General features: G+C 69.5%; 28 protein-coding genes. 13 read left to right on the top strand and 15 right to left on the bottom strand.

Annotated features, from left to right (window positions below):
* Both trxA and F788_RS0102105 read left to right on the top strand, forming a co-directional pair.
* Positions 1 to 393, top strand: coding sequence for a thioredoxin (gene trxA / locus F788_RS0102100; protein ID WP_018869826.1), 393 nt, complete (start codon positions 1 to 3; stop codon positions 391 to 393).
* A gap of 103 nt (positions 394 to 496) precedes the next feature.
* On the top strand, positions 497 to 1429 hold the full coding sequence (locus F788_RS0102105) for an AEC family transporter (RefSeq protein ID WP_019589111.1): 933 nt from the start codon (positions 497 to 499) through the stop codon (positions 1427 to 1429).
* A 3-nt stretch (positions 1430 to 1432) separates the two neighbouring features.
* Here F788_RS0102105 and F788_RS0102110 read toward each other — a convergent pair whose 3' ends face one another.
* The 15 genes from F788_RS0102110 to F788_RS0102180 form a co-directional block, all read right to left on the bottom strand.
* The gene (locus F788_RS0102110) at positions 1433 to 1705 is read right to left on the bottom strand and encodes an HPr family phosphocarrier protein (RefSeq protein ID WP_019021464.1); all 273 of its coding nucleotides are present in this window, start codon (positions 1703 to 1705) and stop codon (positions 1433 to 1435) included.
* Complete coding sequence (locus F788_RS0102115) at positions 1677 to 2102, bottom strand: PTS sugar transporter subunit IIA (protein ID WP_018869829.1); 426 nt, start codon at positions 2100 to 2102, stop codon at positions 1677 to 1679. The genes F788_RS0102110 and F788_RS0102115 overlap by 29 nt, the downstream gene beginning before the upstream one ends.
* Before the next feature lie 4 nt (positions 2103 to 2106).
* The gene (gene rapZ / locus F788_RS0102120) at positions 2107 to 2994 is read right to left on the bottom strand and encodes an RNase adapter RapZ (RefSeq protein WP_019021463.1); all 888 of its coding nucleotides are present in this window, start codon (positions 2992 to 2994) and stop codon (positions 2107 to 2109) included.
* A gap of 5 nt (positions 2995 to 2999) precedes the next feature.
* Positions 3000 to 4040 carry an HPr(Ser) kinase/phosphatase gene (gene hprK, locus F788_RS0102125; RefSeq protein ID WP_019570441.1) on the bottom strand — a complete coding sequence of 347 codons (1041 nt, stop codon included), beginning with the start codon at positions 4038 to 4040 and terminating at the stop codon, positions 3000 to 3002.
* A gap of 2 nt (positions 4041 to 4042) precedes the next feature.
* A complete protein-coding gene (locus tag F788_RS0102130; RefSeq protein ID WP_019589112.1) occupies positions 4043 to 4507 on the bottom strand; it encodes a PTS sugar transporter subunit IIA in 465 nt (154 codons plus the stop codon).
* 4 nt (positions 4508 to 4511) lie between these two features.
* Positions 4512 to 4850, bottom strand: a complete 339-nt coding sequence (gene hpf / locus F788_RS0102135) for a ribosome hibernation-promoting factor, HPF/YfiA family (protein WP_019589113.1) — start codon at positions 4848 to 4850, stop codon at positions 4512 to 4514.
* Positions 4851 to 4853: 3 nt separating this feature from the next.
* On the bottom strand, positions 4854 to 6383 hold the full coding sequence (locus F788_RS0102140; RefSeq protein WP_019589114.1) for an RNA polymerase factor sigma-54: 1530 nt from the start codon (positions 6381 to 6383) through the stop codon (positions 4854 to 4856).
* Between the two features lie 84 nt (positions 6384 to 6467).
* Positions 6468 to 7208, bottom strand: coding sequence for an LPS export ABC transporter ATP-binding protein (lptB, locus tag F788_RS0102145; RefSeq protein ID WP_019589115.1), 741 nt, complete (start codon positions 7206 to 7208; stop codon positions 6468 to 6470).
* Positions 7205 to 7747, bottom strand: coding sequence for a lipopolysaccharide transport periplasmic protein LptA (lptA, locus tag F788_RS0102150; RefSeq protein ID WP_018869836.1), 543 nt, complete (start codon positions 7745 to 7747; stop codon positions 7205 to 7207). Before lptA ends, lptB begins: the two co-directional genes overlap by 4 nt.
* On the bottom strand, positions 7744 to 8322 hold the full coding sequence (gene lptC, locus F788_RS0102155) for an LPS export ABC transporter periplasmic protein LptC (protein ID WP_019589116.1): 579 nt from the start codon (positions 8320 to 8322) through the stop codon (positions 7744 to 7746). The genes lptA and lptC overlap by 4 nt, the downstream gene beginning before the upstream one ends.
* Complete coding sequence (locus F788_RS0102160) at positions 8319 to 8855, bottom strand: HAD family hydrolase (protein WP_019589117.1); 537 nt, start codon at positions 8853 to 8855, stop codon at positions 8319 to 8321. The genes lptC and F788_RS0102160 overlap by 4 nt, the downstream gene beginning before the upstream one ends.
* The gene (locus tag F788_RS0102165) at positions 8855 to 9832 is read right to left on the bottom strand and encodes a KpsF/GutQ family sugar-phosphate isomerase (protein ID WP_019589118.1); all 978 of its coding nucleotides are present in this window, start codon (positions 9830 to 9832) and stop codon (positions 8855 to 8857) included. Before F788_RS0102165 ends, F788_RS0102160 begins: the two co-directional genes overlap by 1 nt.
* Positions 9823 to 10797, bottom strand: coding sequence for a calcium/sodium antiporter (locus F788_RS0102170; RefSeq protein WP_019589119.1), 975 nt, complete (start codon positions 10795 to 10797; stop codon positions 9823 to 9825). Before F788_RS0102170 ends, F788_RS0102165 begins: the two co-directional genes overlap by 10 nt.
* An 18-nt stretch (positions 10798 to 10815) precedes the next feature.
* A complete protein-coding gene (locus tag F788_RS0102175; RefSeq protein WP_026332675.1) occupies positions 10816 to 11763 on the bottom strand; it encodes an NAD-dependent epimerase/dehydratase family protein in 948 nt (315 codons plus the stop codon).
* A 4-nt stretch (positions 11764 to 11767) separates the two neighbouring features.
* Positions 11768 to 12853 carry an LLM class flavin-dependent oxidoreductase gene (locus F788_RS0102180; protein ID WP_026332676.1) on the bottom strand — a complete coding sequence of 362 codons (1086 nt, stop codon included), beginning with the start codon at positions 12851 to 12853 and terminating at the stop codon, positions 11768 to 11770.
* Positions 12854 to 12952: 99 nt separating this feature from the next.
* Between F788_RS0102180 and F788_RS0102185 the strand changes: the two genes are divergently transcribed.
* From F788_RS0102185 to hisC, 11 genes are all read left to right on the top strand, one after another.
* On the top strand, positions 12953 to 13573 hold the full coding sequence (locus tag F788_RS0102185) for a hypothetical protein (protein ID WP_019021451.1): 621 nt from the start codon (positions 12953 to 12955) through the stop codon (positions 13571 to 13573).
* A 103-nt stretch (positions 13574 to 13676) separates the two neighbouring features.
* Complete coding sequence (locus tag F788_RS0102190) at positions 13677 to 14510, top strand: ABC transporter ATP-binding protein (protein WP_019589122.1); 834 nt, start codon at positions 13677 to 13679, stop codon at positions 14508 to 14510.
* Positions 14503 to 15285: a lipid asymmetry maintenance ABC transporter permease subunit MlaE gene (gene mlaE / locus F788_RS0102195; protein WP_018869845.1), complete on the top strand. Its 783-nt coding sequence runs from the start codon at positions 14503 to 14505 to the stop codon at positions 15283 to 15285. Before F788_RS0102190 ends, mlaE begins: the two co-directional genes overlap by 8 nt.
* A gap of 17 nt (positions 15286 to 15302) precedes the next feature.
* The gene (mlaD, locus tag F788_RS0102200) at positions 15303 to 15761 is read left to right on the top strand and encodes an outer membrane lipid asymmetry maintenance protein MlaD (protein ID WP_018869846.1); all 459 of its coding nucleotides are present in this window, start codon (positions 15303 to 15305) and stop codon (positions 15759 to 15761) included.
* Between the two features lie 35 nt (positions 15762 to 15796).
* Positions 15797 to 16489 (top strand): phospholipid-binding protein MlaC, encoded by a 693-nt coding sequence (locus F788_RS0102205; protein ID WP_019021449.1) that lies wholly within the window; start codon positions 15797 to 15799, stop codon positions 16487 to 16489.
* Entirely contained in the window at positions 16486 to 16818 is a 333-nt protein-coding gene (locus F788_RS0102210; RefSeq protein ID WP_018869848.1) for a lipid asymmetry maintenance protein MlaB, read from the top strand. The genes F788_RS0102205 and F788_RS0102210 overlap by 4 nt, the downstream gene beginning before the upstream one ends.
* 99 nt (positions 16819 to 16917) lie before the next feature.
* Positions 16918 to 18177: a UDP-N-acetylglucosamine 1-carboxyvinyltransferase gene (gene murA / locus F788_RS0102215; RefSeq protein WP_019589123.1), complete on the top strand. Its 1260-nt coding sequence runs from the start codon at positions 16918 to 16920 to the stop codon at positions 18175 to 18177.
* 1 nt (position 18178) lies between these two features.
* A complete protein-coding gene (hisG, locus tag F788_RS0102220; protein ID WP_019589124.1) occupies positions 18179 to 18829 on the top strand; it encodes an ATP phosphoribosyltransferase in 651 nt (216 codons plus the stop codon).
* Positions 18830 to 18840: 11 nt separating this feature from the next.
* Positions 18841 to 19908, top strand: coding sequence for a 3-deoxy-7-phosphoheptulonate synthase (locus F788_RS0102225; RefSeq protein ID WP_019589125.1), 1068 nt, complete (start codon positions 18841 to 18843; stop codon positions 19906 to 19908).
* A 22-nt stretch (positions 19909 to 19930) separates the two neighbouring features.
* On the top strand, positions 19931 to 21235 hold the full coding sequence (gene hisD, locus F788_RS0102230; RefSeq protein ID WP_019589126.1) for a histidinol dehydrogenase: 1305 nt from the start codon (positions 19931 to 19933) through the stop codon (positions 21233 to 21235).
* Positions 21236 to 21267: 32 nt separating this feature from the next.
* Positions 21268 to 22329: a histidinol-phosphate transaminase gene (gene hisC / locus F788_RS0102235; protein WP_051080609.1), complete on the top strand. Its 1062-nt coding sequence runs from the start codon at positions 21268 to 21270 to the stop codon at positions 22327 to 22329.
* Positions 22330 to 22332: the final 3 nt, after the last annotated feature.

A 22332-nucleotide genomic window follows, 5' to 3' on the forward strand; every position in this document is an offset into this window, starting at 1 on the left:
ATGGCCGTTCAGGAACTCACGCAGGACAACTTCGAATCCACCATCACCGGGAATGACATCGTCATCCTGGATTTCTGGGCGCCGTGGTGCGGCCCGTGCCAGCAGTTCGCGCCGACCTTCGAGGAAGCCTCGAACAAGCACGACGACGTCGTCTTCGCCAAGGTCAACACCGACGAGGAGCAGGGCATCGCCGGGGCCTTCCAGATCCGGTCCATCCCGACCCTGATGATCTTCCGCGAGCAGGTCATCGTGTTCTCGCAGCCCGGCGTGCTGTCCGCGGCGCAGCTGGACGAGGTGCTGGGCAAGGTGCGCGAGCTGGACATGGAGGCCGTGCGCGCCGACATCGAAAAGCAGCAGCAGGAACAGGAGCAGCAGGCCGGCGGCAACGCCTGAGTCCGGCACCTGCCGCAATAACCTGACCTCCCGCGGCCCGTTCCCGGGCCGCTCCGTCCGCCACTCGAACCGACCCTGACAAGCCGACGAGGTCCCTCCCCCCGTGTTCAGCGTGATGACCCAGATGGGGGCCCTGATCGTTGCCGGGGTCGGCTGGCGGATCCTGCAGCCCGGCGGTCTGGATGCCGAAACCGCCCGCCGGGTCCTCACCACGCTCGTCTATTACCTGCTGCTGCCCGCGCTGGTGCTGCAGGTCCTGTGGACCGCACCGCTGGGTCTGGACTCGGTCCGCATCGCCCTGGTCGCCGGGGCGACGGTCCTGATCACCCTGGCCGTTACTGCCGGTGCGTGCCGAGCATGCACTGCCGACCGCGCCGCGGTGGGCGCGATGCTGCTGGCCGCTGCCTGGCCCAACGCGACCTATCTGGGCCTGCCGATCCTCGACAGTCTGTTCGGCGAGGCGGGGCGCGCGGTGGCCATCCAGTACGACCTGTTCGCCTGCCTGCCGCTGGTGCTGACCCTGGGCGTGGTTCTCGCGCGTCGCTACGGCGATGGTCGCATGCCGGCGGTGCATCCGTTGCGCGGCCTGTTGTCGGTGCCGTCGATCTGGGCCGCCCTCGCCGGTGTCACCCTGAACCTGGGCGGGGTGCCGCAGACGGTCTGGCTGGAGGAGTGGCTGGGACTGCTGGCGGATTCGGTGTCGCCGCTGATGCTGTTCGCGCTGGGCCTGGCACTGGTGTTCCACCGCTTTCACGGACACGACGCGCGACCGCTGGCGGTCGTCGTGGGGATCCAGCTGCTGCTGGCGCCGGCGGTGGCGCTGGGACTGGTGTGGCTGCTGGGGATGGAGGGGATCCCCGCGACCGGAACGGTGCTGGAGGCGGCCATGCCGGCGATGGTGCTGGGACTGGTGTTCTGTGACCGCTTCGGGCTGGATACGGGGCTGTACGCGGCCGCGGTGACCCTGACCACGGCCCTTTCGCTGGTTACCCTGCCGCTGTGGTTCGCCCTGGCCGGCGGTCTTCTGGGGGTATGAGCCTCAGGATTCCTCGCCGAAGCGGTCGGCGACCAGTTCGGTCAGGGCATCCAGCGCCGCCTCGGCATCCTCCGCGCCGTCGGTCCGGATGGTGATCTCCGAGCCCTGGGCGGCGGCCAGCATCATCACCCCCATGATGCTCTTGCCGTTCACTTCCTGATCGTTGCGGGCGACGGTGACATCGGCGGTGTATTGACTGGCGAGGCTGACGAACTTCGCGGCGGCCCGGGCATGCATGCCCAGCCGGTTAACGATGGGAACTGCGCGCTGCGGCATCGCTGGATTCCTGGTCGCAGAGAAGGATTCCGTCATGGCCCCCGGACAGCGCCTTGTTGACCAGTTCGCTCAGGGGCAGATGGCGGTAGTTGAGTACGCGGACGAGCATCGGCAGGTTGACGCCCGCGATCACGCGCGCGTTGTGTCCGCGCGCCACGCGGCTGGCCACGTTGGCCGGCGTGGAGCCGAACATGTCGGTCAGGACCAGCACACCGGCACCGCTGTCGAGGGTCTCCATGCGGGCGCGGGCCTGCGCCTGGATATCGTCCGGATCGTCGCTTTGCGACATCGCCATGGACTCGCAGTCCTCGGGCAGGTCTCCCAGCATGCTCTGCGCGGTCTGCAGGAGTGTATCGCCCAGGTTTTGATGCGTGATCAGGATCAGACCGACGCCCATGGAACTACTCCGTTTCAGGGGAGAGAGAATCGAGCTCGCGATGACGGGTGCTAACAGTAACATGTTCCCGTTCGCGCCACGCAGCTGCCAGCCGTTCCACAAGGTAGACCGAGCGGTGGCGCCCGCCGGTACAGCCGATGGAGACCGTGGCATAGCTGCGATGGTCCGCCACCAGCCGCGGGATCCAGGTGTCGAGGAAGCCGTGGATGGAGTCGAACATCGCCCCGACCTCGCCATGGCTGTCGAGGAAATGCGCTACCGCCGGATCCAGCCCGGTCAGTGGCGCCAGTTCGCGCTCGTAGTAGGGGTTGGGCAGACAGCGCACGTCGAACACGAAATCGGAATCCAGCGGCGAGCCGTGCTTGAAGCCGAAGGACTGGAACAGCAGCGACAGGCCGGCGGTCTCGCGGCTGCCGACCCGGGCCCGGAGCGTGCGCGCGAGGTCGTGCATCGACAGCCGGCTGGTGTCCACGGTCAGGTCGGCCTCCACCGCCACGTGCCCCAGCCAGGTCCGTTCCATGCCGATCGCTTCCACCAGCGGGATGCCGTCGCGTGCCAGCGGATGGCGTCTGCGGGTCAGGTGGTAGCGACGCAGCAGGACCTCGTCGGAGGCATTGAGGAACAGCACCTCGACCTCCAGGCCCGATCCACGCAGCTCGCCCAGCAGCTGGCCGAATCCGCTGAGGGCGTCGAGGCCCGAACGGACGTCCACGCCCACGGCCAGATGGCGGTCACCGCCGGTGTCGTAATGACCGCTGCGGACCTTCTCCACCAGTTCCGGCAGCATCGGCAGCGGCAGGTTGTCGACACAGAAGTAGCCGGCGTCCTCCAGGGTATGCAGGGCGACGGTCTTGCCGGAACCCGACAGACCACTGACCAGCAGCAGACGCATGTGGGTCAGCCCTCGGGATCGGGGTTGGGAACCGTGGTGCTGGGCCCGCCGATGTGGAAGATGGATTCCTCCTGCTGATCCTCGCCCATCTGGCGCCGCTGGCGGGCGCGCAGATCGTCCCCGGCGATGTAGCCCTGCATGTGCAGCAGGTGATTGCGGACCGCGGCCTCGATCATGACCGCGATGTTGCGCCCCGGCGCCACCGGCAGGCTGATCAGCGGGATGCGCAGGCCGAGGATCTCGCTCTCGCCGCGGCGCCCGTTCAGGCGGTCGTCCGGCACCGGCGAGGGCTCGTTGTGATCGCGCAGATCGATGATCAGGCGCAGATACTTGCCGCCCTTGATCGCCGAGTCGCCGTACATCGCGCGGATGTTGAGCACGCCCAGGCCGCGCACCTCGAGCAGGTCCTGGAGCAGGGCGGGGCAGTGTCCGCGCACGATATCCGGGGCAATGCGCGCGAACTCGGGGGCATCATCGGCGATCAGCCGGTGGCCACGCGAGATCAGCTCGAGTGCGACCTCGCTCTTGCCGACGCTGGAAGCCCCCGAGATCAGCACGCCGATCCCGAGGATCTCCATGAACACCCCGTGGCGCACCTCGAAATGGGCGAGGCGCTGCTGCAGGAAATAGCGCAGCAGCGCGATGACTTCGTGCGATGAGGTGCGCGTGCACAGGATCACCGGCAGCGGGTCGTCACCTGTGTGCGGCATGCGCGGGAACGGGCAGGTGTCCTCGGCGAAGATCACCATGGTGGTGCCCGTGCGGGCCATTTCCAGCACCAGGTGGTCACGCTGCTCGTCGGACAGGCCGGCGATGTAGCGGGCCTCGTAGTCGCCGATGACCTGGATGCGGTTGGGGCGGATCAGGTTCAGGTGGCCGGCCAGCGGCAGGTCGCCATCGCCGAATCCCAGGAGTTCGCGGTCGCCCGCGGCTTCCTCTCCGTGGACGTAGCGCAGATCCAGACGGCTCCCCATCGCCCGCGTGAGCGCGGCGATGGTGATGTTGCTCGCGGTGCCGTCGGCTGCCGCTTCCGCCCGGTCGGCCATGGTCAGGTGTCTCCCAGCGCCCGGCTGAGGGCCTGCTGGACCCCCGCGCTGTCCGCGGCGCGCCGGATGCCGGCGAGGGTGTCCGGCTGCGACAGCCCGCGCGCGAGCTGGGCCAGCAGGTCCAGGTGTTCGCTGGTGGCCTCTTCCGGCACCAGCAGGGCGATCAGGATGTCCACCGGTTCGTGGTCCATGGCTTCGAAATCCACGCCCTGATCCAGACGCAGGACCGCGATGCGGGGCGTATCCAGCTCGGCGAGACGGCCGTGCGGGATCGCCACGCCATGGCCGAGCCCGGTGGAGCCCAGTTTTTCGCGGGCCGACATGGCTTCGAACGCGGCACTGGCCGCCAGTCCGTCCGCGGCCCCGTCCACCAGCAGATCGGCGAGGGTTTCCAGCGCTCGTTTCTTGCTGGAGCAGTCGGTTTCCAGTCCGATGCGCTCCGGGGTGATGAGCTCGGCCGGATTCATCGGCTTACTGGGGCTGTTCGCGGTTGCGCTGGGCGCCCTCGGCGCGATGATGATCCTTGACCTTCTCCTTGTGCTTGATCAGCTGGCGGTCGACCTTGTCGATCAGGCCGTCGATGGCGGCGTACATGTCATCGTGGCTGGCCTCGGCGTGGATGTGGTTGCCGCTGACCTGCAGATTCGCTTCCGCCTTGTTGTGCAGCTTCTGCGTCTTCTCGTGGTTCAGCACCACGTGCACGTCGATCACCTTGTCGAAGTGGCGTTCCAGCTTCTGGAATTTCTCGTTGACGTAGTCGCGCAGGGCGTCGGTGATGTCGACGTGGTGTCCGGTGAGATTGATCTGCATGGGTCAGGCTCCTTTCGGTTTGCTTCCGGTCGGCATGGCGGCCATCTGGCGGCGTTCGCTGGAGGATGGCAGGTTCATGCCCTCCCGGTATTTGGCCACGGTACGCCGGGCCACGTTGATGCCCCGATCCGCGAGGATCTGGGCGAGGCGGGAATCGCTGAGCGGTTTGCCCGGCGTTTCCTCTTCGATGAGTTCGCGGATCATGGCACGAATCGCGGTCGCGGAGCATTCCCCGCCGTCGCTGGTGCCCACGTGACTGGAGAAGAAATACTTGAATTCGAACACCCCGCGGGGGGTGTGCATGTATTTCTGCGTGGTCACCCGCGAGATCGTGGACTCGTGCATCTCCAGGGCTTCGGCGATGTCGCGCAGGATCAGCGGCTGCATCGCCACCTCGCCGTGTTCCAGGAACCCCTGCTGGCGTTCGACGATCGCGCGCGCCACGCGCAGCAGGGTGTCGTTGCGGCTGTGCAGGCTCTTGATGAACCATCGCGCCTCCTGCAGCTGATCGCGCATGAAGGCGCTGTCGCGGGCATCGGAGACCTGGCGGACCATGCCGGCGTAGAGGTCGTTGATGCGAATGCGCGGGGCGATCTCGGGATTCAGGTCGACCTGCCAGCCCCGGTCGGTATGACGCACGTAGACATCCGGGACCACGTATTCCGGCGGTGTCTCGCTGATCTGGGCGCCGGGGCGCGGGTTCAGCGTGCGGATCAGGTCCAGCGCCGCGGCCAGTTCGTCGCCATCGCGTACGCCGCTCTGGCGCTGCAGGGCCTTGTAGTCACGCCGGGCAAGGGCGTCCATGCCGTGTTCCAGGACCGCGCGCGCCGCCTCGCGCGAGGGCGCGTCCGGCGCCAGCTCACCCAGCTGGACCTCCAGGCACTCGCGCAGATCCAGCGAACCGACCCCCAGCGGGTCGCAGTGCTGCAACCAGTGGCGTACGGCCTCGACCTCGTCGGTGTCGACGGGGGGTTCTTCACTCCGGCTGATGGTCTCGGCCAGGGTCTCGACGTCGCCCTCGAGGTAGCCGTCGCCGTTGATGGTGTCGATCAGGGCGGCGCCGATGCGCTGGTCGCGCGGGGTCAGGTGCGACAGATGCAGCTGCCACAGCAGGTGATCCTGCAGCCCGCCGCCGTCGTCGTCCGAGGTGTTCTCCAGCGGGTCGCGGTCGTCCGGACCGCGCGGGCTGGCGCTGGCGTCGTAGATGTCTTCCCAGCGGCTGTCGGTCACCAGCTCGTCGGGGATGACGTCCTCCGAGCCGCCGGCATCCACCGTTTCGCCGGTGCCGGCGGCGTCGCTGCCGCTCTCGCCGTCGTCGGTGTTCGCGTCGCTGGCAGTGTCCGCGGTGTCCCCCGCGTCGGCACCGAGTTCGTCATCCTCGGCCTGTTCCAGCATGGGATTGCTTTCCAGCGCCTGCTGGATCTCGGCCTGGAGCTCCAGCGTCGACAGCTGCAGCAGCCGGATGGCCTGCTGCAGCTGCGGCGTCATGGTCAGCGTCTGACCGAGCTGCAGATTCAGCCCGGGCTTCAGCATGAGTTGGGAAAGGCGTTGGTCACCATAAGTGAATAGTAATCCCTTGCTGCGGGCTTGTGCACCGTCCGGGTGCGGCGGTCGGTGTCACAGGCGGAAGTTTTCGCCGAGGTAGACCTCGCGCACGCGGGCGTCGGCCAGCAGTTCGTCCGGCGTGCCCGCGCTCAGCAGGCGCCCCTCGCTGAGGATGTACGCGCGATGGCAGATACCCAGGGTCTCGCGTACGTTGTGATCCGAGATTAGTACGCCGATGCCGCGTTCGGCCAGGTGGCGGATGACTGCCTGGATCTCGCCGACCGAGATCGGATCGACCCCGGCAAACGGTTCGTCCAGACAGATGAACTGCGGATCGCCGGCCAGCGCGCGGGCGATCTCGGCGCGCCGCCGCTCGCCTCCGGACAGCGCGATCCCGGGGCTGTGGCGCACGGTCTCCAGCTGGAATTCCTCGATCAGGGCGTCGCCGATGCGGCGGCGCTCGTGGCGGTCGAGTTCCGGGCGCAGTTCCAGCACTGCCTGCAGGTTGTCCTCGACCGACAGGCGGCGAAAGATCGAGGCCTCCTGGGGCAGATAGCCCAGCCCGGCGCGGGCGCGTTCGTGGATGGGCGCCCGGGTGATGTCGCGCCCGCCCAGGGTGATGCGCCCGGTATTGGGCCGGATCAGTCCGACCAGGCTGTAGAAGCAGGTGGTCTTGCCGGCTCCGTTGGGTCCCAGCAGGCCGACCACTTCGCCGGGCACCAGGTCGACATCCATCGCGTCCAGCACGGTACGCTGGCCATAGCGCTTGCTCAGCTCGCGGGCGACGAGATGGCCGTCGGCCCCGGGGCTCATGGATCGTCCTCGCGTGGCTGCAGGCGGATGTGCACGCGCTCGTCGTCGGTGTCGCCGCGTTCGGCGCGGATCACGTCGCGTTCGAGATCGTAGGTGATGCGCTGCCCGCGGGCATCCTCGGCGGCGGTGATGACGCGCGCCCGTTCGGTCAGGATCACGCGTTCCTCGTCGAGGAAATAGTCGATGCGCAGCCCCTCGGCGATGCGCGTCTCGCCGGTCTCGGGATCGGGCGACTCCAGGCGTGCGGGCTCGCCGTGGGCCTCGATCTCGTAGGGACGGCGCTCGCGCATGTGCACGATGACGCGGTCCGCTTCCAGGGTGGCATCGCCGCGCACCACGATCACGTCGCCCGTGTAGGTTCCGGTGCCCGCGCGCTCGTCCATCTCGGCGTGGTCCGCGGTGATCTCCACCGGCAGGGCATCCTCGCGGCCGGTCGCCGGCGGGGCCGCCAGGAACAGTGCGAGTACCCCCGTCACGGCAAGCAGCAGGGCCGGTCGACGGATGCCCGCGCGGCGATGTTCGGTTGTGGCCGGGTTCATTCCGGGCGGTCCTCCTGCGGCAGGTCGCTGTACAGCGTGTAGACCTCGGCGAGCAGCTCAATGGTATCCGCTTGCGGGTCGGCGCGCAGGCCGGTGCCCCGCTGGAACAGTCCCGGCTGTTCCAGGGTGCTCGGGGCCGACGAGGTTGTCAGCCGGGTGTCCAGCGCCACGCGCACGTCGCGCGACTCGATCACCGTGCGTACGCGCGCGTCGCGTTCGGGGCGCACGCCGCGGGTGTGGCCGAAGGTATGCAGGAGTTCGCGATCGGGCTGATGTGCCGCGCGCGGGGCGCGCCAGGTCCAGTTCAGGCCCCGTTGGTCCAGCAGATCCAGCTCCGGGTCATCGATGAACTGGACCGCATCCCGGTCGTATTCGCGCAGCCGCGACCCCTGCAGGCGGTGGGTGGGCCGCCCGTCCTCGCCGGTGACATGCGCGGTAAACCCCTCGATCTGCAGCGTGGGTTCCGCGTCGGCCGCGGGTTCGGCGGGCGGCTCGGCCGCTGCCGGCCCGGCGAGCAGGCATCCGGCGGCCAGCAGCCGGGCGGCGAGCGGGGCGCGGCGCGGATCCGGGGTCATGCGTGCAGGTAGCTTTCGAGCACGGCCTCAAGGCGGCCGCGTGCAGCCAGCAGGTCCTCGCAGACTTCGCGGACCGCGCCGCGCCCGCCACCGGCCGTGGTGACCCATTGCGCGTGCTGGCGCACGAACGGATGGGCGTCGCCGACCGCGATGCCCAGGCCAACCCGGCGCATCGCCGGCAGATCGACCACGTCGTCGCCGACGAACGCGGCCTCGTCGGCGCGGTGCCCGGTCTGCTGCAGCAGCTGTGCCAGTGCCTCCCCCTTGTCCCGCCGGCCCTGGATGCAGTGGCGGATGCCCAGATCCTGCAGGCGATGTTCGACGACCGCCGACTGCCGCCCGGTCAGGATCGCGACCTCCAGGCCTTCGTCCATGGCCATGCGCAGGCCGTGGCCGTCGCGGCTGTGGAAGGCCTTGTACTGTTCGCCACCGTCGCCGAGAAACAGCGCGCCGTCGGTCAGCACGCCGTCGACGTCCAGGATCAGCAGTCGGGTGCCGCGCTGCAGGCCGGCGAGATCGATGTCGTCATGCATCAGGCCACCCCCGCGCGCAGCAGGTCGTGCATGTTGATCACCCCCTGCAGCCGGCCGTCCGCATCGGCGACCGGGAGGGCGTTGATGCGGCGGCTTTCCATCACCTCCAGGGCCTCCGCGGCCAGCCAGTCGGCGCGGGCGGTGTGCCCGCCCCGGGTCATCACCTCGCCAATGGTCAGCGTCTCCAGGCTCTCGCCCCGGTCCAGGGTGCGGCGCAGGTCGCCGTCGGTGAAGACCCCCAGGATTCGCGCGTCGGCGTCGCTGACGATCACCAGTCCCAGTCCCTTGCGGGTGATCTCGAACAGCGCATCCTTCAGCGGCGCGTCTGGTGCGATGCGCGGGATCGCCTCGCCGGTATGCATGATGTCGCCGACGTGGATCAGCAGGCGCCGCCCGAGGCGCCCGCCGGGGTGCGAACGCGCGAAATCGTCGGCGGTGAAGCCGCGCGCATCCAGCACCGCCACCGCCAGGGCATCGCTCATCGCCAGGGCCGCGGTGGTGCTGGAGGTCGGCGCCAGCCCCAGCGGGCAGGCCTCGTGTTCCACGCTGACATCCAGGTGTACGCTGGCATCGGTGCCCAGGCGCGAGCCGGGGTTGCCGGTCATCGCGATCAGCGGGACGTCCAGGCGTCGGATCAGCGGCAGGATGGTGAGGATCTCGTCGGTCTCGCCGGAGTTCGACAGGGCGATCACTACGTCGTCGCGGGTGATCATGCCGAGATCGCCGTGGCTGGCCTCGCCCGGATGCACGAAGAACGCCGGCGTGCCGGTGGAGGCGAGGGTGGCCGCCAGCTTGCTGCCGATGTGGCCGGACTTGCCCATGCCGGTAACCACCACCCGCCCGCGACAGGCGAGGATGTGCCGGCAGGCCGCGAGGAAGGCGTCGTCGATGCGCGCGGTGAGGCCGCGCACCGCGTCGGCCTCATTTTCGAGGACCGCGAGGGCGAGCTTGCGGGTGGTTTCGGGGTTCAGATCCATGCCGGTGCCGTGATTGCGAGACTCACAAGGTAGCCGCTGAAGGCCAGCAGGAGAAGGGCCCCGTGCCAGCGGGTGATGCGGCCGGCGCCGAAGCGGGCGGCCAGCAGCACCGCCACCGTCAGGCCCAGCATCACCGGATAGTCACGGGTCAGCACTGCGGGTTCCACCGCCAGTGGCGCGATCAGGGCGGGTACCGCCAGCACCGCCAGCAGGTTGAACAGATTGGAGCCGACGACGTTGCCGAGGGCCATGCCGGTTTCGCGCCGCAGCGCGCTGGCCACGGTGGTGGCCAGCTCCGGCAGACTGGTGCCGATCGCGACCAGGGTCAGGCCGATCAGCAGTTCGCCGGCTCCCAGGGCGGTGGCGATCTCGACTGCCCCCCAGACCAGCGCCTGGCTGCTCGCCAGCAGCACCACCAGACCGCCGGCGAGCCACCCCAGGGCGGTCGGGAGACCGCCGGGCGTGGCCGCCGGCGGGGGCGGGGCCAGCCCGGGGTCGGACTCCGGGGGCGCACCGGGGTGGCGGGCCGCGCGGATCATCCAGACCACGACCGCGATCAGGCCGGCCAGCATGATCACCCCTTCCGCCCGCGCCAGCCGGCCGTCCAGCAGCAGCAACAGCACGCCGAGCGTGGCCAGCAGCAACAGTGGCAGTTCGCGTCGTACCAGCCCGTGACCGGCGACGATCGGGGTGATCAGGGCGGCCAGCCCGAGTACCAGTCCCAGGTTGGCGATGTTCGAGCCGATCGCGTTGCCCACCGCCAGCCCCGGCGCTCCCTGCAGGCTGGCCAGCAGCGAGACGATGATCTCCGGGGCCGAAGTGCCGAAGGCGACTACGGTAAGGCCGATCAGCACCGGCGAGACCCCGAGCCCGCGCGCCAGGCCGGCGGCGCCGAACACGAAGCGATCGGCACTGGCGGCGAGCAGCACGAGACCACCGACGACGGCGAGCAGCGGCAGCAGCATGCGTGGTCCGGTCGCCCCCTATCGATTGCCGACCCGCAGGCGCTCGAGGCACTCCGGGGTCGTGACCCGGGGTTGCCAGTCGAGTTCCCGGCGTGCGCGCGTGCAGTCCAGGACCAGCGGGCCGTCGAGCCCGCGCACCCAGCCCGGGTCGCCGGCGCGCGCGCTCAGGCGCCAGGCCAGCGGGTGCAGTCTGCGGATGAGGCCGGCGGGCACCGGCAGGGTCAGGCGCCGACCGTGACGGGCCATGGCGCGCAGCGACCACACCGGTTCGGTGCCCAGGTTGAAGCAGCCCGGGGCACGGCGGGCGACTGCGGCGGCGATCGCTCGCGCGGCGTCCTCCTCCCACAGGATCTGCACCGGTGCGTCGATCCCGGCGGGGTGAAGGCGGCTGCGGGCGATCCGTTGCAGCAACGGGTGGGCATGTGGCCCGACCACCGCGGGCGGCCGCAGCACGGTGGTCACCAGCTCCGGATGCTCGCGGTCCGTGGCCTCCAGGGCCTGTTCGGTGGCGACCTTGTCCTCGGCGTAGGGGAAGCGCGGGCGCGGCGGCTGGTCCTCGCTCAGGGGGACGGGCGAGTCCGGCCACGGGCCGTAGACCGCGGCGCTGGAGAGGAACACCACATGGCGCACACCGGCCTGCGCGGCGGCCGCGAAGACCGACCGCGACAGGTCTACGTTCTGCCGGCGCACCCAGTCGCGGTCGTGGCGCCGGCGTCCGCCGTGCCCGCCCATCAGCTGGAAGGCCAGGTGCACCAGGGTATCGGTCCCGGCGAGGTCTTCGGGCGTCAGTTGCGCCAGATCCTTCTGGCGCAGGTCGTAGCGGTCCGCCGGCAGGGTCGCGGCCCCGGGGAAGTCCGCCGGTTCGCGATCCAGGGCAATGATCCGCTCCACCTCCGGGGTGTGCAGCAGTTCGGGCAGCAGGACCCGGCCGATGCGACCCGCCGCACCGGTGACGGCCACGCGCATGCGGTTATCGGGTCGGGGCGGGGCCATCGAGGCATTCCGGCATGACCTCTTCGGCGAAGCAGCGCATGGACTCCTCCGCCAGTTCGCGCCGCACGGCCCCGGCGCCGAAGGCCAGCAGCAGGTGGTCCACGCCCGACTCGCGCAGGGCCTCGATGCGCTCGCGGCATTCCTCGGGGGTGCCGACCAGCGTCATGCCCAGCATGTCGAGGATCTTCAGATTGATCCCGGCCTTGACCAGGTGGCGGAAGCGGCCCAGCGAGCGGTAGTAGTCGTAGCCCTCGATCAGACGTTCCAGCACCGGCAGGGTCTGCCGGAACATGTTGCGGTAGAACCATTCGAACGCGGGCTTGGCCTCGCGTCGGGCACGCTTGCCGTCCGGCAGGCACAGCACGCCGAGGGTCATGCCGACCCGGGGCGGGTGCGGGGTGTCGCCGGCGGCATGGGCCCAGCCCTCGCGATACAGGCGGATGTCCTCGCGGATCATCTGCCACGGCTTGAACGGGCCGGCCAGCGCACCGATGCCCTGCTGCGCCGCCCAGGTGAACGACTCGGGACTGACCGCGGCGGTCCACAGCGGCGGGTGCGGGTCCTGCAGCGTTGCCGGCATCACCGGGACGTCGTCGAGGTGGTGGAAGGGCCCGTGCTGGGTGATGCGGCCGGTGGCGAAGGCCTGGCGCAGGGCGTCCAGTCCGGCATCCACACGGGCGCGGCCTTCGCTCATCTCGGCGCCGAATGTGGCATATTCCGGCGGCGAGAAGCCGCGGCCGATGCCCAGCTCCAGGCGTCCCCCGGAGAGCTGGTCGAGCATGCCGACGCGCTGCGCGACCCGCAGCGGGTGGTGATAGGGCAGAGGCACGACCCCCAGGCCCAGGCGCAGGTTCCGGGTGCGCTGGCTGGCCGCGGCGAGCACGAGATCCGGCGCGGTGGAATGCGAGAACTCCGGCATCAGGTGGTGTTCCACCAGCCACGCGGTGTTGAATCCGAGGGTGTCGGCGAGATCCCACAGCGCCAGGGTGTCCTCGATCGCGCGGTGTTCGTCGATACCGAGGAATTCGGGGACCGAGATCTCGTGGAAGAGGTCGAAGTGCATCGGGAAACTGTGCCGCGCCACCGGGGTGCTGGCAAGTCGCAACGGGGGAGATACATGACGGCAGGAGATCCATCGGACGCGGCAACCGAAGGGAGGCGCGTGCAGCTTCAGCCGGCCGCGGTCGCCCGGCCGGGTACGCCGGCCTGGGACGGGTATTTCCCGGCCAGTCTGCCGCTGGACTGGCAGCTGGCCTATCTCGGCCATTTTCGTTCGCGGGTGTTCGTGCCCGGGGTGCTGGGGGCCGACGGGGCGCTCTCCGCTCCGTTCGGGGACTGGGACGACGCCGTGCCGCTCAACCTGCGCGTGACCGTCAGCTGGCCCGCGGACGTGCCCGCGGAGGCGGGGACCGCCGCTCTGGCCCGCCTCGCCGCGACCCTCGGCGAGCGTCTCGAGGGGGTCGCGTTCGAGCCGGGGGCGGCCGTCGAGGCGGCGGTTGCCGGGCTGCGGGGCGCGGGCCTGGAACGCCTGCAGGCGACAGGTCCGGGCGAATCCGTGGGGTTGCCCGGGGTGGACGAGGCGATCTGGTACCCGCAGCTCCATGCCGGCGAGGGGCCGGGGCTCTGGCGTCTGCGTCCTGCGGGCGAGCCGGATCCCGCCGGCTGGCGCGTGCTGGTGGAGGCACTGGCCGGATGCAGCCCCGCCGGGACGGTGCCGGTGTTCCTCGAGGCCTCGCCGGGCGTGCTCGACGATGTGCGCACCATCGCGAAACTGTTGACGTGATTCACGCTGGTTTGACGCACCGTGCGGCCGGGGCCAGACTCCGGCGTCCATGCCTGCGCCGCGCCGCGAGGGTCGTCGCGCCCGCATCCCGGGAGACTCGAATGTGAGCCAGTCCGCATCCGCCGAAACGCCGCACATCGTGGTGGAGGACCTGCATTTCCGCCGTGGCCGGAAGCCCGTGTTTGACGGGCTTTCGCTGGAGGTGCCGCGCGGGCGCGTGACCACCGTGATGGGCCCCAGCGGCAGTGGCAAGACTACGCTGCTGCGGCTGATCGGCGGCCAGCTGCGCCCGGATGCGGGACGCATCCTGGTCGACGGCGAGGAGATCGGGCGGCTGTCGACACGCCGCCTGTACGCGGTGCGCAAGCGCATGGGGCTGCTGTTCCAGACCGGGGCCCTGCTGACCGACCTGTCGGTGTTCGAAAATGTGGCCTTCCCGCTGCGCGAGCACACCGATCTGCCCGAGGATATCCTGCGTACCCTGGTGCTGATGAAGCTGGAGGCGGTCGGCCTGCGCGCGGCACGCGACATGGACCCGGCGGAGCTGTCCGGCGGCATGGCCCGGCGCGTGGCGCTGGCGCGGGCGCTGGCGCTGGATCCGGAACTGATCATGTACGACGAGCCGTTCACCGGTCTCGATCCCATCACCATGGGTCAGATCGTGACCCTGATCCGGCGCACCAACCACAGCCTCGGGCTCACCAGCGTGCTGGTGTCGCACGACGTGAACGAGGCCATGAGTATCTCCGATCACGTGGTGCTGATCGCCGAGGGACGCGCGGTGGACGCCGGCCCGCCGGATGCGCTGCAGGCGCGGGCATCCGACTGGTCCGCCCAGTTCCTGGAAGGTCGGCCGGACGGGCCGGTGCCGTTCCATTATCCCGGGGCCTCGTATCAGGACGACCTGCTGGACGCGGGAGGGCGCAACCATGATTGACGCGATCGCGTCGGTCGGGCGCTTCAGCCTGAATGCCCTGGCGGTGCTGGGGCGGGCCTCGATGTTCCTGCTGCGGACCTTCGCCGCGCTGGATGCGGTGGTGCGGCGCTTCGGCCTGACCGTGTGGCAGGTCTATTCGGTGGGCGTGCGCTCGCTGCTGATCGTGGTCGTCTCGGGGCTGTTCGTGGGCATGGTGCTGGGCTATCAGGGCTATATCACCCTGGTGGACTTCGGCGCTGCCGAGGCCCTGGGCGGGGTGGTCGCGCTGTCACTGGTGCGCGAGCTGGGGCCGGTGGTGACCGCGCTGCTGTTCGCCGGACGCGCCGGCTCCGCGCTGACCGCGGAACTGGGCCTGATGAAGACCACCGAGCAGCTCTCGGCGATGGAGATGATGGCGGTGAATCCCTACCGCAGGGTGTTCGCGCCGCGCTTCGTTGCCGGCTTCCTTTCCATGCCGCTGCTCGCCGCGATGTTCAGCGCGGTAGGCGTGATGGGCGGTTACATCGTCGGGGTCGGGCTGCTGGGCGTCGACAGCGGGGCCTACTTCTCGCAGATGCAGGCGGTCACCGACTGGAACGAGGATGTCCTCTCCGGGGTCATCAAGAGCATCGTGTTCGGCTTCGTGGTCACCTGGATCGCGGTGTTCCAGGGCGTGGACGCCTCGCCGACCTCGGAGGGCATCTCGCGCGCGACCACGCAGACGGTCGTGGTCTCCTCGCTGGCCGTGCTGGGGCTCGATTTCATCCTGACCGGCCTGATGTTCGGCGGGGACTGAGAAGTGGAGAAGCAATCATGAAGATGCGTTTCGTCGAGCTGGCCGTCGGGGTGTTCGTGCTCCTGGGCGTGGCGGCGCTGTTCTATCTGGCGGTGCAGGTCAGCAACATCACCGAATACCGCGACGGCGACACCTACGAGGTAACCGCCTACTTCTCCAACGTGGGCGGGCTGAAGGTGCGCGCGCCGGTCAACATCTCCGGGGTGCGGGTCGGCCGCGTGGCCGACATCCGCTACGACCCCGAGGCCTTCGAGGCGAAGGTGACCCTGGCGATTCGTTCGGAACACGACTACCTGCCGGCGGATACCCAGGCGAGCATTCATACTGCGGGCCTGCTGGGCGAGCAGTACGTCGCGCTGGAGCCGGGTGGCGACTACGATACCCTGCAGGACGGTGACCGGATCCTGTTCACCCAGTCGGCCGTGGTCCTCGAGAACCTGATCGGTCGGTTCATGACCAACATGGGGGATGACTGAGTCATCCCGGCCACCCAACCCCGAGGGAGTGTGCCATGCGTTTGTTGCCGAATTTCGTTCGTTCCCCGCGTACCGCGCCGGCATGGCTGGCCGCGGCGGCCCTGCTGCTGGCGACGCTGGCCCCGGCCGCTCAGGCCGAAAGCCCGGTGCAGATGATGGAGCGCTCGGTGAACGAGGTGTACGAGGTCCTGCGCGAGAACGAGGAGCGCGCGCAGGAAGAGCCCGAGTTCGTGATCGAGGTGCTGCGCGAGCGGGTGCTGCCGCATGTCGACGTGGACGGCATGGCACGGCTGGTACTGGCGCGCCACTGGCGCGATGCGTCCGACGAGCAGCGCAGCCGCTTCACCGAGGCCTTCACCACGACCCTGCTGCAGGTCTACGGGGTGCAGCTGGCGGATCACCTGGACAAGGAAGTGCGCATCATCGAACGGCGCTCGCGCGAGGACGACCGCATGGCGGTGGTGGCCAGCGAGATCGTGATGGGGTCCGGGCAGTCCAACCTGCAGGTCAATTACCGCCTGCGTCCGGTCAATGGCGAATGGAAGGTGTTCGACGTGGAGGCCGAGGGGCTGTCGTTCGTGGGCAATTTCCGCAGCCGCTTCGGTGACGAGATCTCCCGTGACGGGCTCGAGGAGCTGATCGTGCGCCTGGAGGATGGCGACGAGGAGCTGATCGAGGAGGCGGTGGACGACGTGGCCGAGGAGACCGGCGCTGCGGAGGACCGGTGAGCGACGCCCGGATTACCGCCGATGACGCGGGCCTGGTGCTGCGCGGTCATCTGACCTTCGTGACCGTGCCGGGGCTGGAACGCCAGGTGCGGCCGCTGTGGCAGGGCCTGCCCGAACATGCCCGGGTGGCGCTGGACGACACCGGGCGCATCGACAGTGCCGGTCTGGCGTTTCTGGTGACCCTGTGGCGCCAGGCCCGGCACCGGGGGCATTTCCTGGTGTTCGAGCCGGTGCCCGCACGGCTGGCGCCCCTGCTGGAACTGTACGACCTGCGGGGCGTGATCAGTGAATCCGCGGCGAAGGCGGCGGATCCGCCCGGCTGCCACTGACCGGCCCGGGGCGGGGCGCCGCGCGCCGGCGACGCAGTTTCGTTATCATTGCGGGTTTTGCCGGTCCGCTCCTGGCCCGGCGTGCGAACCGGGCAATACATGGACAAGCTCATCATCACCGGCGGCGAGCCCCTGGACGGTCAGGTCTGGGTCTCCGGCGCCAAGAACGCGGTACTCCCCATCCTGTCGGCGACGCTGCTGGCCGACAGCCCCATGGTGATCGGCAACGTACCGCACCTGCAGGACGTGACCACCACCATGGAACTGCTGGGGCGCATGGGCGTGAGCCTCACGGTGAACGAGCGCATGCGCATCGAGGTGGATCCCGCCACCCTGACCCAGTGCGTTGCGCCCTACGATCTGGTCAAGACCATGCGCGCGTCCATCCTGGTGCTGGGGCCGCTGCTGGCGCGCTTCGGCGAGGCCGAGGTGTCCCTGCCCGGGGGCTGCGCGATCGGTTCGCGGCCGGTGAATCTGCATCTGCGCGGGCTGGAGGCGCTGGGCGCCGAGATCGACGTCGATGGTGGCTACATCCATGCGCGGGCCGGGCGGCTGCAGGGCGCGCGGGTGGTGTTCGACCAGGTCACCGTCACCGGCACCGAGAACCTGCTGATGGCGGCGACCCTGGCCGAGGGCGAGACCCTGATCGAAAACGCCGCCCGCGAGCCGGAGGTGGTGGACCTGGCCGACTGCCTGACCGCGATGGGGGCCAGGATCCGCGGCGCCGGGACCGACACCATCCGGGTCGATGGCGTGGAGCGCCTGCATGGCTGCGATTACGACGTGATGCCCGATCGCATCGAGACCGGGACCTTCCTGGTCGGGGCCGCGATGACCCGGGGGCATGTGTGCACCCGCAACACCCGGCCGGAGCTGCTCGATGCGGTGCTGGCCAAGCTGGACGAAGCGGGCGCCCGGGTGGAGACCGGTCCGGACTGGATCGATCTGGACATGCGGGGGCGTCGCCCGCGGGCGGTGAATCTGCGGACCGCGCCGTTTCCCGCGTTTCCGACCGACATGCAGGCGCAGATGATGGCGATGAACACGGTCGCCGAGGGAACCGGTTCGGTGGTGGAGACGGTGTTCGAGAACCGCTTCATGCATGCGCTGGAACTGCAGCGCATGGGCGCCCGGATCACCATCGAGGGGAACACCGCGATCGTCGAGGGTGTGGAACAGCTGGTGGGTGCGCCGGTGATGGCCACCGACCTGCGCGCCTCGGCCAGCCTGATCCTTGCCGGTCTGGTCGCCGAGGGCGAGACCGCCGTGGAACGTATCTACCATATCGATCGCGGTTATGAATGCATCGAGGAAAAACTGAGCCAGATCGGCGCAACGATTCGCCGGGAGCCTGCCTGACATGATGGACGCCAACACCCTGACCATTGCCCTGTCCAAGGGCCGCATCCTCGAGGACACCCTGCCGCTGCTGGCACAGGCGGGGATCGAGCCGCTGGAGGATCCGGACAGGACACGCAAGCTGATCCTCGACACCACTCGCGAGGACGTGAAGATCGTGGTGGTGCGGACCACCGACGTGCCGACCTACGTACAGCACGGTGCCGCCGCGGTGGGAGTGGCGGGAAAGGACGTGCTGATGGAGCACGGGGCCGCCGGGCTGTACGAGCCGCTCGACCTGGGCATCGCGCGCTGCCGCATGATGCTGGCCGGCCACCCGGGGCAGCAGCCGGACCCGGGCACGCGCCTGCGGATCGCGACCAAGTTCGTGAACATCGCGCGTAATTATTTCGCCAGCCAGGGACGCCAGGTGGAGATCGTCAAGCTCTACGGCTCGATGGAGCTGGCGCCGCTGGTGGGTCTGGCCGACTACATCGTGGATCTGGTGGATACCGGCAATACGCTGCGCGCCAACGGCCTGGAGCCGCTGGAGGAGATTGCCCCCATCAGTTCCCGGTTGATCGTGAATCAGGCAGCCATGAAGATGAGACATGGACTGATTCAAAATCTCATTGAGAACCTGCGCGAGGCCGTGACGCCCGCGACGACGTAACCGAGACTGCCATGACCGCCGATACCGACGACCTCAGGATCCGTGACATCCAGGAGGTGTCCGCCCCGGACACCGTGCGCGACGAACTGCCGATCACCGATGCGGCATCCGACACGGTGTACGAGGCCCGCCAGGCCTGCCATCGGATCCTGCATGGTGAGGACGACCGCCTGCAGGTGATCGTGGGCCCCTGCTCGATCCACGACGTGGATGCCGCGCTGGACTATGCCGACCGCCTCAAGCCCCTGCGCGACGAACTCTCCGATGCGCTGAACATCGTGATGCGGGTGTATTTCGAGAAACCGCGTACCACGGTGGGATGGAAGGGCCTGATCAACGATCCGGATCTGGACGGCAGCTTCCACATCAACAAGGGGCTGCGCGTGGCACGCGGGCTGCTGCGCGATCTGGCGGTCAAGGGCATGCCCGCGGCCACCGAGTACCTCGACCTGATCAGCCCGCAGTACATTGCCGACCTGGTCGCCTGGGGCGCGATCGGCGCCCGCACCACCGAGAGCCAGGTGCATCGCGAGCTGGCCTCCGGGCTGTCGTGTCCGGTGGGCTTCAAGAACTCCACCGACGGCAGTCTGCGGGTGGCGATCGACGCGATCCGTTCGGCGTCGCGGCCGCACCACTTCCTGTCGGTCACCAAGGCCGGGCGTTCGGCGATCTTCTCCACCGCCGGTAACGACGATTGCCACATCATCCTGCGCGGTGGCAAACAGCCCAATTACGATGCCGAAAGCATCGACCAGGCGTGCCGGGAGCTGCAGATGGCCGAGCTGCCCGAACAGGTGATGGTGGACTGCAGCCACGCCAACTCGCGCAAGGACCCGGCGCAGCAGATGGAGGTCGCGCGGGTGCTGGGCGAGCAGATCGCCGGGGGGGATCGCCGGATCATCGGGGTGATGCTGGAAAGCCATCTCCTCGGCGGGCGCCAGGATATCCTCCCGGGGCAGCCGCTGAACTACGGCCAGAGCATCACCGACGCCTGCATGGGCTGGGATGACTCCGAGGCCACCTTGCGCGGGCTGGCGGAAGCCGTGCGCGCGCGCCGCAAGCACAACACCCCGGCCTGACGCCCGGGCACGAGGACACGCCATGCCTTCGATCAAGCGACTCGACACGCGGGACACCGGATTCTCAACCGAGCTGGAGCGCCTGCTCGCCTGGGAGTCCGGCGAGGAGGCCGGGGTGCGCGACGCGGTGCGCGAGATCCTCGATGCGGTGAAGGCCGAGGGGGACGCCGCGGTGCTGCGCTATACCGAGCGCTTCGACCGCCTGGAGCGCGACTCGGTCGCCGGGCTGGAAGTCCCGCAGCAACGCCTGCAGGCGGCGCTGGAGGCGATACCCGCGGCGCAGCGCGAGGCGCTGGAGACCGCCGCCGAACGCATCGGCGAATACGCCCGACACCAGTCGATGCAGGACTGGCAGTTCACCGACGCCGACGGCACGGTGCTGGGGCAGCGGGTGACGCCGCTGGACTCGGTGGGGCTGTATGTGCCGGGCGGCAAGGCCGCCTACCCGTCCTCGGTGCTGATGAATGCGGTGCCGGCGCGGGTCGCGGGGGTCGAGCAGCTGATCATGGTGGTGCCGGCGCCGGACGGGGAGCTGAATGATCTGGTCCTGGCAGCTGCTGCGGTCGCCGGGGTGGACCGGGTGTTCACCGTGGGCGGTGCCCAGGCCGTCGGGGCGCTCGCGTTCGGAACCGCCACCATCCCCGCGGTGGACAAGATCGTCGGCCCCGGCAACATCTTCGTCGCCGCGGCGAAGCGGGAGGTCTTCGGCACCGTGGGGATCGACATGATCGCCGGTCCGTCGGAGATCCTGGTGGTCTGCGATGGCGAGACGGACCCCGAGTGGATCGCGGCCGACCTGTTCTCGCAGGCCGAGCACGACGAGCAGGCGCAGGCGATCCTGGTGTCCTGGGACCATGCCTTCCTCGATCGGGTGAACGAGGCGATGGACCGCCTGCTGGCGGACATGCCGCGGGCCGAGATCATTCGCACGAGCCTGCAGGACCGCGGCGCGCTGATCGCCGCGCGCGACCTGGATGATGCGGTTGCGGTGGCCAACCGGGTCGCCCCCGAACACCTCGAGCTGTCGCTGGCCGACCCGCAGGCGGCGCTGGACGCCGGCCTGCGGCACGCCGGCGCGGTGTTCATGGGCCGGCACACCTCCGAGGCCCTGGGCGACTACTGCGCCGGGCCCAACCACGTGCTGCCGACCTCGCGCACCGCCCGTTTCTCGTCCCCGCTGGGGGTCTACGACTTCCAGAAACGCTCCAGCATCATCCAGTGCTCGCCCGAAGGCGCGGCGCGGCTGGGGCGCACCGCTGCGGAGCTGGCCCATGGCGAGGGGCTGACCGCGCACGCACGCTCCGCGGAACTGCGGCGGGAATCGTGAGCGCGGGCCGCCACGACCGGCCGGAAGACCTGATGCGCCCGGAGGTCCTGGCGCAGCCGGCCTACGCGGTGGCGGACGCCACCGGGCTGCTCAAGCTGGACGCGATGGAGAACCCCTGGCCCTGGCCGGGCGAGCTGGAGGCCGCCTGGCTGGAAGCCCTGCGCGAGCCCGAGCTCAATCGCTACCCGGATGCCGCGGCCCGGGGGCTCGCGGCACGCCTGCGCGCGGCCGAGGCGGTGCCCGAGGGCGCCGGCCTGATGTTCGGCAACGGCTCCGACGAGCTGATCCAGATTCTGATCCAGGCAGTGGCCGGCAGCGGGCGGCCGGTGATCGCGCCCGAGCCCGGATTCGTGATGTACGGCGTGCTGGCGCGCGCGCTGGGTGTACCCTTCCGGGGCGTGTCCCTGCGGCCCGACTTTGCCCTGGACCTGGATGCCCTGCTGGCGGCGATCCGCGAGGAGCAGCCGGCGATCGTGTTCCTGGCCCACCCCAACAATCCGACCGGCCGTCTGGAAGACCCCGCGACGGTGCAGACGGTGATCGAAGCCAATCCCGGCATCACGGTGGTGGACGAGGCCTACGCGCCGTTCGCGGGTCACAGCTTCATGCCACAGGCCGGGAGTACCGCGGGCCTGCTGGTGATGCGGACGGTATCCAAGCTCGGCCTGGCGGGTACCCGGCTGGGTTATCTGGCGGCGGAGCCTGCCTGGATCGATGCGCTGGACCGGCTGCGTCTGCCCTACAATATCAACACCCTGACGCAGCGTAGCGTCCGCTTTGCCCTCGATCACCGCGATGTGCTGGATGGTCAGGCGCGGGCGATCGTGGCCGAGCGCGAGCGTCTGCTGCAGGCCCTGGAGGCGCTGGGCGGGGTCACTTCGGTGGTGCCCTCGCAGGCGAATTTCGTGCTGTTCCGCGTGCACGAAGGGCAGGGGCCGGCGGTGTTCGCCGGGCTGCGCGAGCGCGGGGTGCTGATCAAGGACGTGGGTCGCGCGCATTCGCTGCTGGCCGATCACCTGCGGGTGACCGTGGGCCGCCCGGAGGACAACGACCGTTTTCTCGAGGCGCTGGAGGCCACGCTGGCGCCGAGCTGAGGC

Source organism: Thioalkalivibrio sp. ALE10, from assembly GCF_000381385.1.
Taxonomy (GTDB): Bacteria; Pseudomonadota; Gammaproteobacteria; order Ectothiorhodospirales; family Ectothiorhodospiraceae; genus Thioalkalivibrio.